We start from the raw sequence: 16,475 nt of genomic DNA, 5'->3' as shown, positions 1-16,475 counted from the left end.
GTATTATCACCTTTCCTGACCTTACAAAAACAATTCCTTGGCAGCTTTCTCAAACATATCAACATTGTTTCGCTCTATTTTGAGATCTGAGCACGCTATTTTTTCTAATCTTTTATCAGCACAGGTTTTATCATTTTTTATCGTATTTGGCATAAGAGAGATCTGTCGCTTTGTCAAGGGGACATTTGCAGCGATTTCTAATGCTTTCGGTACGCACTTTTCGCCGTATTTCTCTTCAATTTGTGAGAACAAATCGTATCCTTCTGCGTAAGGATTGATAACAGTCTTCTCATATTTTAAGGCAAAATACTCATGCTTCACATTGAGTTCTTCGCTTTCAAATACCGTTTTTCTGAAACTTTCTATCTCGTGATGTATCTGTTGAATAAACTGTGAATCTTTATCTGATATTTTTTCAAGCAGTTTTTCGAAAGTCTTTAACTCTAGCCAAGTTGCGAACCCTTCATCGACGATCAATGTAGAAACGGCAAGCCATTGAATCCCCATAGCATACTTATTTGATATTTTTTCTAGCTCTTTCATAAGTAATTCTACACCTTTTTGGTGGTATTCCAGTTCTAGCAATTTTTTCCCTAATGATGTATACTGTTGAAAGAAACCATGACCGAATTTTTCATGTATGATAATGCCCAGAAGATTCGCAATAGATTGCGGATAGAGATATGTCTCCAGATCATAAAGGATATTTACTTCACCAAGAGGGTCTACAAAAGCCATCTGTTGTATTGGGATCTTGGAAATGTCTGTCTTTTTTGAACGGTGCTTCTTCCCACCCTCGTCGGTTTTATAACGGAAATAATACTCTGCTAAAGCTTCGCGATATGAATTAATGTCATGGTATAGGACCGGAAATTCCCCTAGGATGATTCCTAGTTCCTTCAAAATACCCTTCACTAGATTGATTTTTTCATTGATTGTACATACCACGCCAGATTTTAATGCATTTTTGGGGTACACTTGTAACGTAAGAGGCAATGTAAAAGCGCGGCATTTCTCGTTTTTTGTGTTGAGATATAATAATCGTGGATGTGCTTTGTTATGAAGCGGTGTGGATGCCTGAACTTGGAATTCAATTTTTATTGGATTACCAGGAGATAAAAAGCGATTTATTTCTATCGTACCGTTCTTTGCCAATTGCGAATTTGAGACCACTTTTACACCTTTTTTTGGGATCAAACCATCAATTTGTTTCATATAGACTGAATTATCGGAATTGATTTCTATTGTGTACTGTATTTCGTCATTAACCTCTACTTGATCCTTATCAAGTGATATTGCAATGTTTACGCTACTGGGCTCGACTATAGTCGTAGAGTCAAATATTGGTGTATATAGTGTAAATGGTATGGTAATGGGTTTCAAGATGTTTTCGCGTATATCTTCCAATTGAAGTAGTGTAGTGATTATATCTTTTGTAAACCTATATCGTTCCATATCTTCAGCGTCTTTAAAATATTGCAGTGCCTCACCTAGCACTGCAGTCATATTATCCTTAAACTTGCTTTTTTCTGCAAGATCATCAGTTTTTTGGAATAATAATGAATAATAGATATAACTCAATAATTTCTCGAATCCAGAAACTCCTTTGGACGTCTTCTTGAACATTTTCAAGGATCTGGTTGCATTTACGAAAGATTGACTAGCGAGAGTAAAATTAGTATGCAATTCTGTGGTGCTATGGTCTATGTCACGGCGCATAATTTCTAAAGTATTCATCCATCCCCGACAAAAGAATTTTAGTCCATCACATAACTGTCTTAGTTGTTCGTCAGATGCTAACACTTTTGATGCAGTTTCAAATTGATCAGATGCATTTGCAAGATATGATGCTGCGCGTTTATATTCACCGTTTCTTATGTTAAGTTCGGATTTTTCAAGTCCGTATAGTCCTTTTGCAAATGAAGAATAGCCTGCTATGTGAATATTTCGATCTGTAAATGGTTTGAGTAGAGTATTGGCTTCCTTTAGCAACTTTATTGATCTCTCACTGTCTCCAGTACTACGATAAATTAATGCCTGTAAAATATTCGACTGAGCAAGGCAAAAAGTCTTTGAAGATTCGAAATAATCAAGTTGTAGATCATAAGCGCGTCTATCGATAAAATACTGAAATTGGGGTTTATAATCTTCAGCATAGTGTTTTGCAGTTTCATCAAATAAGCAGGTAATATTAGAAAGAATGGTAAATGTTTCCTTATATTTTTCCTCTATAAAACGTGTAGACGCATCTTCAAATAACGCGTAAATGTTATACAGTAGGCTTTCATATAAATAAAGCTTATTTGGTCGCAAAATAGAACTTGCTTCGCGATATAAGTTCGTAGCTTGTATATAACTACCTTTACGATGTTCTTCCTTAGCTTTTACGCCCAGCAACCGAGCTGATAGATAGGTTTCTAAATTTCTATAGTACGGATAATCTTTCCCTGCCTGAATTATTTTGGCTAACAACTGAAGGGCTAAATTATAATGCTTTATAGACAAATTATGCTTCTGGAAACTTTCAGCGATCATGGCAATTTTATATGCTTCAAAAAACGCGTCTGTGAAGACCTCAGTTTCCAGCGCTGAATAGTATGCCTTTTTTGCATAGAATACGCATTTTTCGAAATATATATGATTACGCTCGACTTTTGCAAGGTCCAAGTAAATTGAAGAAAGATCACGCCAAATGGAGTACGCTCTCTGTGACCAGACAGCTGTACTTTGTTCATCTTCTAGAAGTAATTCCTCACATTTTTTCAAATATTCATGTTTTTCTTTTTGTGAAGTGGCGAAAGACGCGGTCATCATATATACAAAGATAAGGTTATGATGTAAGTCAATTTTATCGCGTTCGCTTATCATATCTTTAGATTCGTATACGAACTTCAGTTTTTCTGCAGATTTTAAAGCTTTGTTAACGTAATAGTTATATTCTTTTTCACTAAAAACTTCAAAATAAAGGAAACTTAAGTAGGCTTCAGTTCGCACGGTATAATAATAAAACAGGAAGTGTGGCATTCGAATTAAGTTATTGTATTCTTCTAGTTTCTTACAATCATTCAATATATCATGGAGTAACTCTCTTTTTTCCTCATTTGTCCCTATTGTGTAGGCATAGCGTGATAAATTTAACCGTGTATGGTTTAATAAAGCCAAATATTCGAACTCGATTGAGCCATACGAGTGAGCAGCCTCAAACAAGACATCGTAAAGGCCTATAATTTTAATAAAATCTTTTTCAGTAGTAGCTTTATCACCACGTAGAACCATTTGTGACGTTTCGACAAAAGCAAAAATATAAGCTGACAAAACGTTTGCATCTCTGTTATTTGTACTGTTACTCGCATCCACAGCTTTATGTGTCAATGCTCTAGCGTTCTCTAACATATCGCGTCTTTGTTCAACATTTAATTTCTGAAATTTATGGATAAGTTGCGACATGAGTCCGTAGGCACGCCAAACACAGCCTAAAGAACAGTAGTCATCATATTCCGTATATGGATCGTTTGTTTTGGCCTGTGTTACTCTTTTGATGATTTTCCCACCCAAATTAAAGATGTCGAGAATAGAAGCTTCTTCATCTCTGTATTTCATGGTATGGTACTTTATAAAGCATTCAAGATGGTATGATCGTAGAAGCAGCCTCGTCTGGCTTTTTTCTTTCAAAATAAGACGTGCAATCTGAACTAGTTCAAGTGCTCGGTTGTAATGTTGTAGACGATCTTCATCGTTGTCAATTAATAAGCAATTTTCAATAAGTGCTTCAGCCATGTTTAAACTGATGACTGGATCGTTCCTTTGTTGCATTTTTTCTAATTGAGAGAGTATATTATGTATTTTCCCTTTTCGTGCTGTTAGGTCACGCAAATTGAAAAAAAATTGCATTTCGCTTTTAAAATCCATTTACTCTCGCCCAAGAAGAATATAATTCTGTGAATTCTGTAGCACGTTTATTCCGTTGCGCTCAGTTTGATATTAGTATGCATTACAATAGAAATAAAGCCTGTTGAAGAATATAAATGTAAGTAAATAATGTGGACTTGAACAACATCTTTTGGAAGTTCTTCCAATTATTCAAATTTTAGTTTATTTGTCTAGCCTCAAGAGTGTCTCTAATTTTGTGAGCATTTTGTCATAACGACATTTACTTTCATTTATTGAATCTTAGTTTTTATTCTTGTAACTATAATTCTCTTTAAAGAGAATCTGAGTTTCGGAAAAATACGTGGCCCTTATATTTGCGACCAAATAATGCCCAACGCTCAAAATATGTATTTTGTTATCTATTATTTTTTAAAAAACTATTTAAAAAAACATTCAGGAGGGCGAATTGTTGGATCCGGGTATACCTTTTCCATGGTAAACACTCTTAAGCGTCTTATATTGTATAAGACGACCACCAATGTTTTTTGAAGCACTAGAAGCACCTGAAGCGATTTTAAACTCATAATAAATCTTTTTTTTTGAAGAATAAAGCTTTTGTTTTTAGAAATATATAAATATAACACATAGTATTATAATATATATTCGACACAACTTAATAATAATATCAAAAGACAAACATGATAGGGCGTTATAACAATATAACTCGACAAAAGTTGATAATAATGCCAAAAGAAAAGGAAAATCAAGAATCGAACCAAAAAAAGGCAAAAGAAGGTAGTACTCTCTTATTTGCTGGGTTAAATATGATATCCTTCGCTGAGGATGACATAAATGCTCTATGTGATCTATTTAGTGTACTTGCTAGCGATAAAAGACTTGCTATATTGAAAACGACAGTCTTTGATAGCGCCACCCGATTGAAGGATTTAGCAAATGAATTAGGAAGGAGAAATAGCGCGCAAATTGCAATACACGCTAAAAAACTGCATGACTCTGGTTTCCTAAGAAAAGAGGGGACATCTCTTAGGGATTCTCGTGAATACATCCCTACAATTCCAGAGGTGACATATATTTTTCTTCGGTTAGCGTTAATATACACAAAGATTTTACAATCAAGAAGGACTGAACTTAAACTTGAAAAACTGAAAGAAGTTGCAGAAACTGCAAAAGAAACATTTGAAACCAGCCCTATTCAAGCGACTACCGTAAAGTTGTCTAGAATTCCCGCCCAATATGAAGAATCGATAAAACTTGCTCATACGGCCTTTCAAAAATTGGTGAAGCAGTTTACAAAGATAATCAATATAGATGAACTTTGACTTTTTTGAACGCATTATAAGATTTAAAGGGGGCTTTTATAGAATATTACTCGTATAAAGATCCCCTATAAGATTTAAGTCTATGAGTAAGTCCAATGATTTCTTCTAAACGAGTATAGCCTTTTCTTCTGAGATAACTTAGAATTCCTTCGGTTAATTCATTAAACATGTCTAGGAATGATGTCCGCAGAAGCCCAGTCCCTACTTGAATTGCAGTAGCTCCAGCAAGAAAGAATTCTATTGCATCTTCCCAAGAAACAATACCACCCACACCGATAAGAGGGATCCCTACTTCTTTATAGAGATCATAAATATGTTTGATTGCGATTGGTTTTATTGCAGGCCCAGAAAGCCCTCCAAACGCGTTTGATAATAAGGGCTGCCCAGTTTCAATGTCTATGCACATAGCGCGTACTGTGTTGATTGCAGTAATAGCATCGGCACCATTATTTTCAGCACTTTTTGCAATAGGAATCAGATCAGTCACGTTTGGTGTGAGTTTAATAAAAACAGGGATCTGCACGGTATTTTTTACGGCGTATACAATTTCACCTGATAATTGTGGATCCTGTCCGATAGATGCACCATATTTTCCTCCATGAGGACATGAAAGGTTAAGTTCAAGTGCATCAGCACCACTCTTTTCCATTTTCTTCGCAATTGTACAAAATTCATCAATATCTGCGCCAAATATACTAACAATTATTGGAACGTTTTCTTGTTTTGCCAAAATTATTTCTTTGGAAAACTCTAAATACCCAGGGTTTGAAAGCCCAACAGCATTCAAACAACTAAATTCATTTAAAGGAACGACTGTTGGATTATTGTAACCTTCTCTGGGCTCAGGACCGATAGATTTTGTGACAACCGCACCCGCACCGGCATTCGCTACCCGTTTAAGTACTGGTCCCGAAATACCGAGAACTCCAGCAGCTAACATAACAGGATTCTTAAGTTGTAATGTTGCAAGGTTAGTCGATAGAGTTAGCATAAAAATCTAAACTTCACTTTCATTCGTTTATCTTAACTCTTACTTTTATATTAGACTTCTTAACTTTTTCTGAAGAAGTATAGAAGAAACAATAGGATAAAATGGAAGCGATGACAAGCGTTTAACTTGCCATCGCTTAAGAGAGGCTTTGCAAGGTTAGTCGATAGACTTAGTAAACTCATAAACATGTTTACGACATTTATCGTCCCCTGCGAGTCATCCCTCCTCATCAAAGGCGTCAGACCTTTATAGATGAAGAGGTCTCATGCACAAGAACGTGCTAATCGCTATTAGCGAGAAGCACACCGTCTTGGATATCATCGAGATAAAGGTTAGCTATGAGGAGCAGGTGATTTTTCAAAGAAGAAAAGCCAAATTTTAAGGACTCATTGATCATATTAAGGTCTTGACATTTTCTGATGAACGTGTAAAGAGCATAAGGAGAATGTTGTTGCAATTCGATCTCTTTTTTAAGGGCATCAAAATCTATGTTTTCTGATTCTACCACACGATAACGTGAGAATGCAGTCCATCTAAATTTTCGAGAAATGGAAGCAGAGAGTCTGTCGTAATATTGGAGTATTGAGAGGAGAGGAAGCACTCTCACATCAATGTCATAGTTATGATGATTTTTTACTAGGTTGTAAACATCATCGTCAACAATACTGACTTCAGTATATATTTTACTGGTATGCCGTTCAGTATTTACAAAGTCATGGAGGAGCATGGCACAAATTAGTTTATTCTGCATATCAGAAAGTTTAGGAAGCTTTTTACGAATCCTAATCTTTTTGGATGTATGAAGTGGTTTCTTGATTTTGCTGACAGTTTTCCATATTATTTGTCCCATTCCCTCATGGGTATACCTCCCGATGCTGTCAATGGCGAGTGCTTCGTCAAGTTTATTTTCGGGCACAATAAACTCAATATTTCCATACCACGCTCTGTACGTTTTTGGGGCACGTCTTTCTCCTTTCTTCAATTTTCCGACGACCCGTGGACGACCCTGTATTGTGACAACACCAAGTTTATGGAAGAAATGCCTTCTTTTGCTTACGATAGGTGTCGTAGTGATACCCCTCATTTTAATCCAATGTTGTGCCACTTTTATTCACCTTTGTGAAGATTATCAATATATCGCCATTTTAAAAGGAGATATAAGCCCATGGGAAAGAAAAGGTTTTTGCCACCGTCTCTAATAAAGTAGATACGACTTTTATCGTCCCCTGCGAGTCATCCCTACTCATTAAAGGCGTCAGACCTTTATAGATGAAGAGGTCTCATGCACAAGAACGTGCTACTCGTTAAGAACAGGTAGCATACCATCTTGCGTGCCTTGTGTCCATGAAGGTATTGAATCCCTCCAACTCTCGATATCATCGAGTTCTAAGGGCGTTATCGACTCATTCTCAACAACTTTATAACTTCCATTTTCGCGGTCGATCTTTCTGGTAATTTCAACCTTCTGAAACTCGAAACTAATAATTTTGATACGTCCATAACCCGAACGCTTACCAGCACCAAGTGTTTCAATGTAGAGTAGAGATTCCATGAGAAACTTGATTTCATAGTCAGTTAATTCAGTTACATCAATACAGAAACTAAAATACCCTGAGAAATACGATTCCTTGAAGTCCTGAATAGGTATACCCGTGAACGATTTCGCTATTCTATATTCGCTAGCGATATGTACCTTTTGCACAGGAACTTCAGTGGTAAATTCTTTGTGCTTAATAGAAGCTATAGGATCTGACAAGACAGATATTGAGGACTCCTCGCGAAATGTACCAAAAATTCTTTTGAGGATGCATGGAGGTTCACATTCACCCAGTGGATGAAACCCTGAGGGAGTCACCTTTGTACCGTCTTTGAGTTCAGTTTTTTCGCTGGTATGACACACCTCGATACTACAATCCTGAGCAAGGCTCATACAGGCATGTCTTAGCATTCCACGTAATCCTTTGATATAATAAAGCTTAGTAGTGAATATTTTTGACCCGTTTTCGTAGGGAATTTGACCTAACAACAGCATGGTTGAATTTTTTTGAACAGAGGTGTTGATCGGTTTTGCAATGGGAGTATAGGCATGAATCATCATCAGTTTTTTTGTTTTTCTCATATTTCCAACCTCGATATAATCTCATTTATACATTCTATAACTAGATTTATAAACCCATCAAAAAAATTAGGTTTTCCCATCTCCTCTAATAAAATGGGTGTATAGTTGACTTCCTTTCTTTGAAAAAATTGTTCTAAGCGGTTTTTAGTATAGAAAATTATGGAAAAAGAACTCTCTCGCTATAACTAACAGAACAGCGAATCAATTTATAACTACTTTTTATTTAAAATTTTAAAACCATGTATCTAATCGTGGATAATTAATTAATTCTCTTTGAGTTTCCTTGTCTTCAATTTCACCTTGTTCCAAATAAATCGACTTAAGAATGAAGTCCAATTCTTTCTTCTCCCGAAGTTTTTTATAAACCACTCTAAATACCATAGAACCGTCTTTTTCACCATACGTAACCAAAGGTTCGAGTTTTCTAGTTCTTTCACTTTTAATTTTAACCTTTGAAAACATAGTCATGGCTTTCTGTATTATCTTGGTTGTAAATTGCTTTTTGTCAGTTGCACTCAAAGATGGCAATGTATACATTTTATGTAGATATTCAATTAACTCATCTAATTTTACTTCGAATATGTGTTCCTTCCTGTCTTTCCATTCGATTATCTTCTCTACACGACTTTTTTTGATTATCTCAGGGAATATCTGTGTCCAAAGCAGAACCATTACATATTCAAAAGGTGTTTGTTTACTTTCTTCATATATTTTAAATTTCGCTAAATCTTCTTTTAATTCTCCTAAAACCTTTTTGTAACCAACTTTTAAAATATCTGTAGCCTTCTTATCAGTAATAGTTCCATAATCCAATTTAATGTATATGAACTCGGTATTATTTGCTCCTGATTCAAGTGTATAAAGAAGAAGTGCAAAATTGTGTTTAAACAGATTATTGACATTCTCTTTTTCTAGATACTTAAACTTCAAAACGCCTATTGCATCTGTTGCTAATGATGGAGTCATTAGTATAATATCATGCTGATAAGAATCTAATTCCTTAAAAGATTCATCATATTTTTGCAACTGTTCGATAAGTTTTTCTACAATTTTCTCGACATATTCTTCTTCAGAAGTAAAATTTTTAGGTTCAGGAAGCGATCTTTTAAGCTCTCCTATCCATGCAGTATTGCTTAGTTTTGTAATAAAGTCAGGTGTTTGAGGATCTCCTTGTTTATTTTTGTAATTTAACTTACTACCAAAATAGAATTCACCTGATAACTCGTTTATAATCATTTTCCTTAAACATATCAGAGATTTTAGCGCTTTGATATAGTTGCTGATATCTATTTTTCTAAATCTCATTAATTCTTCATTATTATCTTTAGACATTTTCAACAACTCCATCATAATTATCAACAAGAAAGTTGACTAGAGCGCCAAAAGAAATGCTCGTAACTTGAGTTTGTGGAGTAACAAATATTTCATAAGGAGAACTGATCAAAATATCGTAACTTGAACCTGTTTGATAATCGTGAAGTATGAGATAAAGGTAGTTTCTTTCTTTAAATAATGTTGAATATCCCCAATTAAGCAAATATTTATGCAAAGCTTCTAAGAACCTATCGATATCTTCTGATGAATTGAAGACGTCTTCGTTTATAAAAAACCTTACTGGTCGGGGTTCTAAATTTTCAAGACTTCTCGATCTTTCCATTAGGATACTTGTATATATTTTTGAGTATTTAATAAGAATTTGAGAGATAAGAATCAAATGAATATTTGAATAATCTAAATTCCTATAATATGATATGACTCCTCGTCTATTTATCCTAATTTTACTCTTGGATCTTTTTTCAATTGCTAAATAAATACTATCTACCCAAAGAAAATCATCTGATGCCTTATCAAAGACTTCTCTAAAACTGATTTTCTCATAGGCAATTCTTGTCTCTGGCCTTACATAGTATCTTTTAACAACATAACTTAAAACGGTCAACTTCGCTTCTTCTTTTTCCTCTAGATAGTTTAATAAGTCTTTTATTTCATTTGAGCGTAAAAAAATTCTTGATAATAGCGGATAATGTTTATTGAAAAATGATAATACTTTTTTGAAATAATTTCCCTCAGAATTTGTAATCAAAATACAAAATGGCTTATTCTTATCTATTATAAGAAATACTTTTCTCCTATCACTTGAAATTATATCTAAATCTTTTACGATCTTCACATCTAACAAGACAACATCATCGTTTTCAAATTTAATTTTATAAGACGATTTTTGATATTCCTGGGGTGTTATTCTATCTAAGATGTCTAATAATTTGTACCTGAAATCATAGATGAACAATACCGTTTTAATAGGCACATTTGGGAATCTTTCTATTGTATCCAATCTTCTAAACAGTTCTCCTGCATCGGTAAAGTGATTAATCTTAGATACCATTCATACCACTAACTTATTTTAAACATCTATACTAATTATTATCTATTTTTGCTCAACTGAGTCGTTTGAAATTTAAGATAACTCAAACTCATCTATTAGAGATTTCTACATGTTTGGACAGATAATAATACCGTTTTGAAATAATCTTTTCAGTTGTTCGCCATAATTGTCGCTTATTAGTGATTTATCGATTATGTCAACTAACTTATTTTTTCCTTGTTGTTGATTTATCAGAAAAAATATTAAAGACATTCTTAGATAGTCGAGAAGTTTCAGGAGGTTTTTTTCCATTTTCTCTCTTTGGTTTTGTTTAATATACATACCGTGAACAACATCATTTCTGAATTTATACCCACTTTCTATCAATGTTCTTACTTCTTCAATATCCGGTCTCATAAATCCGAGTAACTTCGCAACTCTAACGCCCAATTTATACGCATTTTCGCCCCTATCCTTTTCAAGAGAAAATAAAGATTCTAATCCCATAATTGTAGTCATTACTTTTCGATCAATATCTAAAGATTCTAGAAGAGCAGAGTTGTATCTTTCAAGAGAAATAAGGAGCCCCCAATTTTTCTTTTCTTTTTTGTTAAAATTCAATTTCTGTTCAATTTCAATAACAATATCAATAAAATCTTTAAGTTCAGTTTCATTTACAGTATAATTTTTGATGGAAGTATAATTTCCATTCCAACTTATTTGAGAACCTCCCCAAATGATAGACTTTCTAGTTTCAATCTGATTAATAGGGTAAATTGAACCCAGTTTATATAGCCTTAATGCGTTAAGTATTCTATTGGCGTAGGCTCTACATTCTTTGTTATCTTTAGCGATCATATTCATTTCCAGTATTGATGAAGGAATTCTAATATGATGATGTCTTGGAATATCGAAGAAAATATCTCTAGTATATTCAAAATCCTCTTTTTGCGGTTTTCTAATGATTACGTTATCATTAATCTTTACCGATTCACATTCTAAGAAAATACCGTTTAAATAGAAAGTGTAATTATATTCTGAAGGATTTAATTCAAGATCAGAATTAAACAATACAGCATATTCTATAATTTGATTTTCTGAAAGTTCTTTATCTAAATTATTATAAATTATCTTCTGAATAAATCGCTCCAACCAAAAAGTGACTTGTGCTAACTCATTGCACCCTTCGGCCAGATCTTGGATGTTCTTTTTATATCTTGCTGCAATTGATTGAGCAAGTTGTGCGAAGGCTGGCTTTTTTTTGATTTTGTCTATGAAATTAAATATTATCATAGACCAGTCCGGTTTATGAACTATTTCTCCTGAAAATCCACAACTGTGTCCTGATTCGGTTAATTCAAATTTAGTAGGAAATTCTCTAATATAGGCTCTCATTGGTGGTTCTAGGTTTTCCTTAATAACATGTTCGTTAAATATTTTGACCGATTTTTTTGCTAAATTTACCAAATCTGTGACTATCATTTATTAGTTCCTTCTTAACGCATTTGAGTATCTACACATTTCTTGAAATCAAATTTCTAGAAATATTTTACGCTCCCACTATTGTGAAATATAATTTAGAATAAGATAATTTATTCTCTCGAATTATAAACAAGTATTGCTTTCTAAAAGGATAAATAAGTTTTTGGAAAAACATTAAAATGGTGAAAAAACCCTTATTTTCTCGTGAGAAATAAAATCCAGTAGATACAAAAGATACGTGATATTCTATTAAGTTCTTAAAAACTTAATAATAGAAGATGGGATCTGAATGACATCAATACGTGCATATATTGTGGAGAATGTTGCAGGAATCTATGGGGTCGATGAGAATAGCGAAATTATTTATCGTGCGCTTTTTCCAAGTACGCCAGAGAAAATTGTAGAAAAAATTGAACTTCTTCAATCAGGACAACTTATTGACGAATTAAAAGATGTTCTAGGTGTACTAAAGCAAAAAGAGGTTCAAGAAATCGTCCTTGAAGACGAAAAACTAGCAAGGAATATTCAGGAGCAATTTGATATTCAAACGTTAACTGAAAAAGGAAATTCAATATTCAAAAATTTTCGTGAACAGTCCTTCAGTATAGCAAAAGAAGAAGGGATCAATAACTTCCAGTTTATATTACAATCAGTAGGTTTGCTGCAATCACAAAAGAAGATAAAGCGTGCCTCTGAACGAAGAGATAAAATGGTTGCACAAGCGATTAAAGCTATAGATGATATCGATCAAACGTTAAATTTATTCTCAACTCGAATCCGAGAATGGTATGGTCTTCATTTTCCAGAATTGGATAAAGTCGAAAATCACGAAATATATGTTGGATTAGTAGGAGCATTGGGTCCACGCGATCGCTTTTTAGTTTCGGAAATTCAAAGAATAACAGGCGTACCTTTAGACAAGGCAAAAGAGATAGAGGGTTATGTTAAAAACTCAATTGGAGCAGAAATGGATGAAGCAGATCTAGAATCGCTTGTTAAGTTTGCACGAATTACAGATGACTTATACAAAGTCAGGAAAGAAAGTGAGCACTATATTGAAACTACAATGCGTGAAGTTGCGCCAAATGTGACTGCAATAGTCGGCGCACTACTAGGGGCTCGAATTATTAGCATTGCAGGAGGTCTTCTTGAACTAGCACGTCTTCCCGCTAGCACAGTTCAAGTCCTAGGTGCGGAGAAAGCACTATTTAGAGCCATTAAAACTGGGAGTAAACCTCCGAAACATGGTGTATTATTTCAGAAACCTGAGATTCACAATGCTAAGTGGTGGTTGCGAGGTAAAATAGCAAGAGCGATAGCTGGAAAGCTAACGATAGCAGCAAGAGTAGATGCTTACGCAGGCGAGTTTATTGGAGACGAATTAGTTATCGAAATTATGAAGCGTATTGAAGAGATTGAGAAAAAATATCCCTCTCCACCTGTAAGAAAAGAAGTAAAAGCAAAAAAGAAAAAGAAAAAGAAGAAGAAAAAGAAAAAGAAAGGCAAGGGAAAGAGAATGCACGAGAAGAAAAAACCGCCTGAGGGGTAAATATGAACGAAAATATTCATTTTATAGAAAAAAGGATCGCAACAAAGAATCTAGCTCCGGGGAAAACCGTCTACGGGGAGCGTTTACTTCAATTCGAAGGGGAAGAATTTCGCGAATGGGATCCGTATCGTAGTAAATTTGCTGCAGCTATTCGAAAAGGGTTAAAACAAATCCCTATCCAACCAAAAATGCATGTACTTTACTTGGGAGCTGCATCAGGCACAACAGCTAGTCATGTTTCAGATATTTTAGGACAAGAGGGTATAGTGTACTGTGTAGAATTTTCCCCTCGTGCGACGAGAGATTTGTTACGAGTATGTGAAAACAGATCCAATATGATTCCAATATTAGCGGATGCGAGGTTTCCAGAAACTTACAGGATGTTTATTGGACCTGTAGATGTGATTTATCAAGATGTTGCCCAGCCTGCTCAGGCGATCATTTTAGTTGATAATGCAAAACTTTTTCTTAAAAAAAGAGGTTTTGCGATGCTGGCTATTAAAGCAAGAAGTATAGATTCCTCCAAAGAGATATCTAAGATATTCTCAGAGGAAATTGATATTCTTAAAAAAAGTGGTTTCGTAGTGGAAGAGAACATTGAAAGTCTGAAACCTTTTGATAAAGATCACTGTATGGTGATCGGTCAACTTATTTCCTAAAACAAGTTTTGTCGCAACAAGAACAGATTATTTGAGATAAGACAATAGGAGGGAAGTTCATGAAGATAGCGATTATTGGTATAGGAGGAGTGGGAGGATATTATGGAGGGAAGCTAGCACAGAAATATGGCAGCACAGGTGAACATGATATTTTTTTCGTAGCTCGTGGCGAACATTTAGCCGAAATCAGGAAAAATGGACTCAAAGTGATAACTCAGGAAGAGGGGGAATTTACAGCGATACCTACTACTGCAACAGATGATCCAAAAGATCTAGGATTAGTAGATCTTGTGCTCTTCTGTGTAAAGACTTATGATCTTGAATCTGCAGCACAACAACTAATAGACAATATCCACGAAAAAACTGTAGCTATTACCATCCTCAATGGAGTCGATAACACAGATAGATTAAGAACTATACTAACAAGGAGCACGGTGCTGAATGGATGCGTATACATTAGTTCTACCATTCAGGCGCCTGGTGTCATAAGACAAATTGGTGGTCCCCGAAAATTGATATTTGGACCTGAAAACAACGATCCCGAAAAATATCGGTATATTGAGGAAATATTAAGGAATGCCGATATAAGGGCAGAGTTAACTGCCGACATCTCAGTCCAAGTTTGGACTAAGTACATTTTTATTGGTCCGCTGGCAACAATCGACTCATTGTTACGAAAACCTCTTGGTGCAATTATTGAAAATGAAAATAACAAGCAAATGTTGAAAGGGCTTATGGAAGAAGTTAATTTAATTGCCAAAAAGAGAGGAATATTTTTACCGGAGGATATCATTCCATTGTCCTTGGAGAAGGCGTCCGGCTTTCCATATGAGACAAAAACTTCGATGCAAAGAGATTTCGAAAGTGGAAGAAAAACAACAGAAATTGAGACATTTGCTGGTTATATTGTAAAAACTGGCAAGGAATTAGGAGTGGAAACACCATTATATCAGGAAGCCTATAATGAACTCCTCAAGAAACTTATCTAATGCATGGACAAGAATGTATTTTAGAAAATACAAGTGCAAATATTGTGAAATGCATCTAGTCTGCTTTTATAGATAGTTGCACTTCTCGAATGGTTTCAGGTATATCCCTTAACTCGTTAATAAGACTAAATACGACACTACGAAAGACTGCTTTAACAAACGGATGAAGTTTTATTACGTCATCGTTTACTTGTAATTTAACTTCCATTAAAAAACCTCCTTTCTTAGAACGCAAGAAAATGGAAACTTGCGAAGTATTTCCTCAACAACCGTGGTAAGCAGTAAGCATAAATTTATAAATCTCACGTACAGATTGAGTAGTGAGGTGAATAAGAAATGCCAGGTTCACATGGTTCATTGACCAAAGCAGGTAAGGTTCGCTCCCAGACACCAAAGGTTAAGGGTAAAGAGAGACATTCAGCAATACCGAGAATGCGAAATAAGAAAAATTATCTTAAACGATATGTAAAAGGGCGCGAAGTTGGTCAGGCACGTTAATTTTTAATAAAAATAACTATTCTTTCCTTAAATTTGTTTAATTAACATCTTATTTATTTTAATACGAGTCTTAATTTTCTATGTCAAGGCAGTGACAAAAGGTGAAATCAACTCCCAAGAAGTCCATAGATATTTTATTCAAATTAGACATCGCAAAAATAAATAATCATCTACCACGACAATTTAAGACTCTTGATACACTTTTAAAAGAAGACAAACCCTCTGTTTTGACGAAAGATGGGACGAAATTTATCTTTAACAAAAATGAGTTAGCAGAATTAAAATCACAATTACCAGAAGAGTTTCATTCTCAGCTGAGGTTGCCATTTCTTTTTATTCGTCGTACTGATCTCGGGAAATCTATTTTTGTTCTTAATGGAGGAAAACTTGAAAATTTAGTAGCTCGAAAACTCATTGACTTAATTGACGATCCCATCAATCAGTATAAAATATTTAATCTTGATCTTCCAAAGTATTTCTATTGGGCGGATTTGCGTGCGTTTAGGAAAAAATTTAAAACACTTTTTACGATCGGATTTAGCGCCGGCGCTAGCACCATCTAACTCAAAGTGTATTACAGGTAAAAGTTCTCACTTTCACCTCAATACGCCTC

General features: G+C 34.7%; 14 protein-coding genes. 6 read left to right on the top strand and 8 right to left on the bottom strand.

What is annotated here, in order from left to right:
* Positions 1–21: 21 nt before the first annotated feature.
* Entirely contained in the window at positions 22–3,909 is a 3,888-nt protein-coding gene (locus QVB70_RS11795; protein ID WP_287586432.1) for a hypothetical protein, read from the bottom strand.
* 704 nt (positions 3,910–4,613) lie between these two features.
* Between QVB70_RS11795 and QVB70_RS11790 the strand changes: the two genes are divergently transcribed.
* A complete protein-coding gene (locus QVB70_RS11790; protein ID WP_287586430.1) occupies positions 4,614–5,210 on the top strand; it encodes a hypothetical protein in 597 nt (198 codons plus the stop codon).
* 46 nt (positions 5,211–5,256) lie between these two features.
* Here QVB70_RS11790 and QVB70_RS11785 read toward each other — a convergent pair whose 3' ends face one another.
* The 6 genes from QVB70_RS11785 to QVB70_RS11760 form a co-directional block, all read right to left on the bottom strand.
* A complete protein-coding gene (locus QVB70_RS11785; protein WP_287586427.1) occupies positions 5,257–6,201 on the bottom strand; it encodes a dihydroorotate dehydrogenase in 945 nt (314 codons plus the stop codon).
* Positions 6,202–6,481: 280 nt separating this feature from the next.
* The gene (locus tag QVB70_RS11780) at positions 6,482–7,306 is read right to left on the bottom strand and encodes a hypothetical protein (RefSeq protein ID WP_287586423.1); all 825 of its coding nucleotides are present in this window, start codon (positions 7,304–7,306) and stop codon (positions 6,482–6,484) included.
* Between the two features lie 192 nt (positions 7,307–7,498).
* On the bottom strand, positions 7,499–8,320 hold the full coding sequence (locus tag QVB70_RS11775; protein ID WP_287586422.1) for an RAMP superfamily CRISPR-associated protein: 822 nt from the start codon (positions 8,318–8,320) through the stop codon (positions 7,499–7,501).
* A gap of 231 nt (positions 8,321–8,551) precedes the next feature.
* Positions 8,552–9,652: a hypothetical protein gene (locus QVB70_RS11770; protein ID WP_287586421.1), complete on the bottom strand. Its 1,101-nt coding sequence runs from the start codon at positions 9,650–9,652 to the stop codon at positions 8,552–8,554.
* Entirely contained in the window at positions 9,645–10,706 is a 1,062-nt protein-coding gene (locus tag QVB70_RS11765) for a hypothetical protein (RefSeq protein WP_287586419.1), read from the bottom strand. The genes QVB70_RS11770 and QVB70_RS11765 overlap by 8 nt, the downstream gene beginning before the upstream one ends.
* 105 nt (positions 10,707–10,811) lie before the next feature.
* Positions 10,812–12,167: a HEPN domain-containing protein gene (locus QVB70_RS11760; RefSeq protein ID WP_287586417.1), complete on the bottom strand. Its 1,356-nt coding sequence runs from the start codon at positions 12,165–12,167 to the stop codon at positions 10,812–10,814.
* A gap of 289 nt (positions 12,168–12,456) precedes the next feature.
* On the opposite strand from QVB70_RS11760, the gene QVB70_RS11755 reads away from it, so the two are divergent.
* The 3 genes from QVB70_RS11755 to QVB70_RS11745 are packed head-to-tail and all read left to right on the top strand — an operon-like array spanning position 12,457 to position 15,364.
* Positions 12,457–13,716, top strand: a complete 1,260-nt coding sequence (locus tag QVB70_RS11755) for a hypothetical protein (protein WP_287586415.1) — start codon at positions 12,457–12,459, stop codon at positions 13,714–13,716.
* A gap of 2 nt (positions 13,717–13,718) precedes the next feature.
* Positions 13,719–14,375, top strand: a complete 657-nt coding sequence (locus QVB70_RS11750) for a fibrillarin-like rRNA/tRNA 2'-O-methyltransferase (RefSeq protein WP_287586413.1) — start codon at positions 13,719–13,721, stop codon at positions 14,373–14,375.
* A gap of 59 nt (positions 14,376–14,434) precedes the next feature.
* A complete protein-coding gene (locus tag QVB70_RS11745; protein ID WP_287586411.1) occupies positions 14,435–15,364 on the top strand; it encodes a 2-dehydropantoate 2-reductase in 930 nt (309 codons plus the stop codon).
* Between the two features lie 55 nt (positions 15,365–15,419).
* Here the strand turns inward: QVB70_RS11745 and QVB70_RS11740 are convergent, their stop codons facing one another.
* On the bottom strand, positions 15,420–15,572 hold the full coding sequence (locus QVB70_RS11740; protein ID WP_287586410.1) for a hypothetical protein: 153 nt from the start codon (positions 15,570–15,572) through the stop codon (positions 15,420–15,422).
* A gap of 128 nt (positions 15,573–15,700) precedes the next feature.
* Between QVB70_RS11740 and QVB70_RS11735 the strand changes: the two genes are divergently transcribed.
* Positions 15,701–15,862 carry a 30S ribosomal protein S30e gene (locus QVB70_RS11735; protein ID WP_287586409.1) on the top strand — a complete coding sequence of 54 codons (162 nt, stop codon included), beginning with the start codon at positions 15,701–15,703 and terminating at the stop codon, positions 15,860–15,862.
* Positions 15,863–15,963: 101 nt separating this feature from the next.
* Positions 15,964–16,425 (top strand): DUF61 family protein, encoded by a 462-nt coding sequence (locus QVB70_RS11730; RefSeq protein WP_287586406.1) that lies wholly within the window; start codon positions 15,964–15,966, stop codon positions 16,423–16,425.
* The last annotated feature ends 50 nt before the right edge of the window (positions 16,426–16,475 follow it).

This window comes from Candidatus Borrarchaeum sp., from assembly GCF_019058535.1.
GTDB lineage: Archaea > Asgardarchaeota > Sifarchaeia > Borrarchaeales > Borrarchaeaceae > Borrarchaeum > Borrarchaeum weybense.
Note: the sequence above shows the minus strand (reverse complement) of the source record. Positions and strands in the feature narration are given on the sequence as shown.

Coding starts and splice junctions, on each gene's coding strand:
- QVB70_RS11785 (WP_287586427.1), bottom strand. CDS start 6,201: ATGCTAACTCTATCGACTAACCTTGCAACATTACAACTTAAGAATCCT.
- QVB70_RS11760 (WP_287586417.1), bottom strand. CDS start 12,167: ATGATAGTCACAGATTTGGTAAATTTAGCAAAAAAATCGGTCAAAATA.
- QVB70_RS11765 (WP_287586419.1), bottom strand. CDS start 10,706: ATGGTATCTAAGATTAATCACTTTACCGATGCAGGAGAACTGTTTAGA.
- QVB70_RS11740 (WP_287586410.1), bottom strand. CDS start 15,572: ATGGAAGTTAAATTACAAGTAAACGATGACGTAATAAAACTTCATCCG.
- QVB70_RS11745 (WP_287586411.1), top strand. CDS start 14,435: ATGAAGATAGCGATTATTGGTATAGGAGGAGTGGGAGGATATTATGGA.
- QVB70_RS11795 (WP_287586432.1), bottom strand. CDS start 3,909: ATGGATTTTAAAAGCGAAATGCAATTTTTTTTCAATTTGCGTGACCTA.
- QVB70_RS11750 (WP_287586413.1), top strand. CDS start 13,719: ATGAACGAAAATATTCATTTTATAGAAAAAAGGATCGCAACAAAGAAT.
- QVB70_RS11775 (WP_287586422.1), bottom strand. CDS start 8,320: ATGAGAAAAACAAAAAAACTGATGATGATTCATGCCTATACTCCCATT.
- QVB70_RS11735 (WP_287586409.1), top strand. CDS start 15,701: ATGCCAGGTTCACATGGTTCATTGACCAAAGCAGGTAAGGTTCGCTCC.
- QVB70_RS11790 (WP_287586430.1), top strand. CDS start 4,614: ATGCCAAAAGAAAAGGAAAATCAAGAATCGAACCAAAAAAAGGCAAAA.
- QVB70_RS11770 (WP_287586421.1), bottom strand. CDS start 9,652: ATGTCTAAAGATAATAATGAAGAATTAATGAGATTTAGAAAAATAGAT.
- QVB70_RS11755 (WP_287586415.1), top strand. CDS start 12,457: ATGACATCAATACGTGCATATATTGTGGAGAATGTTGCAGGAATCTAT.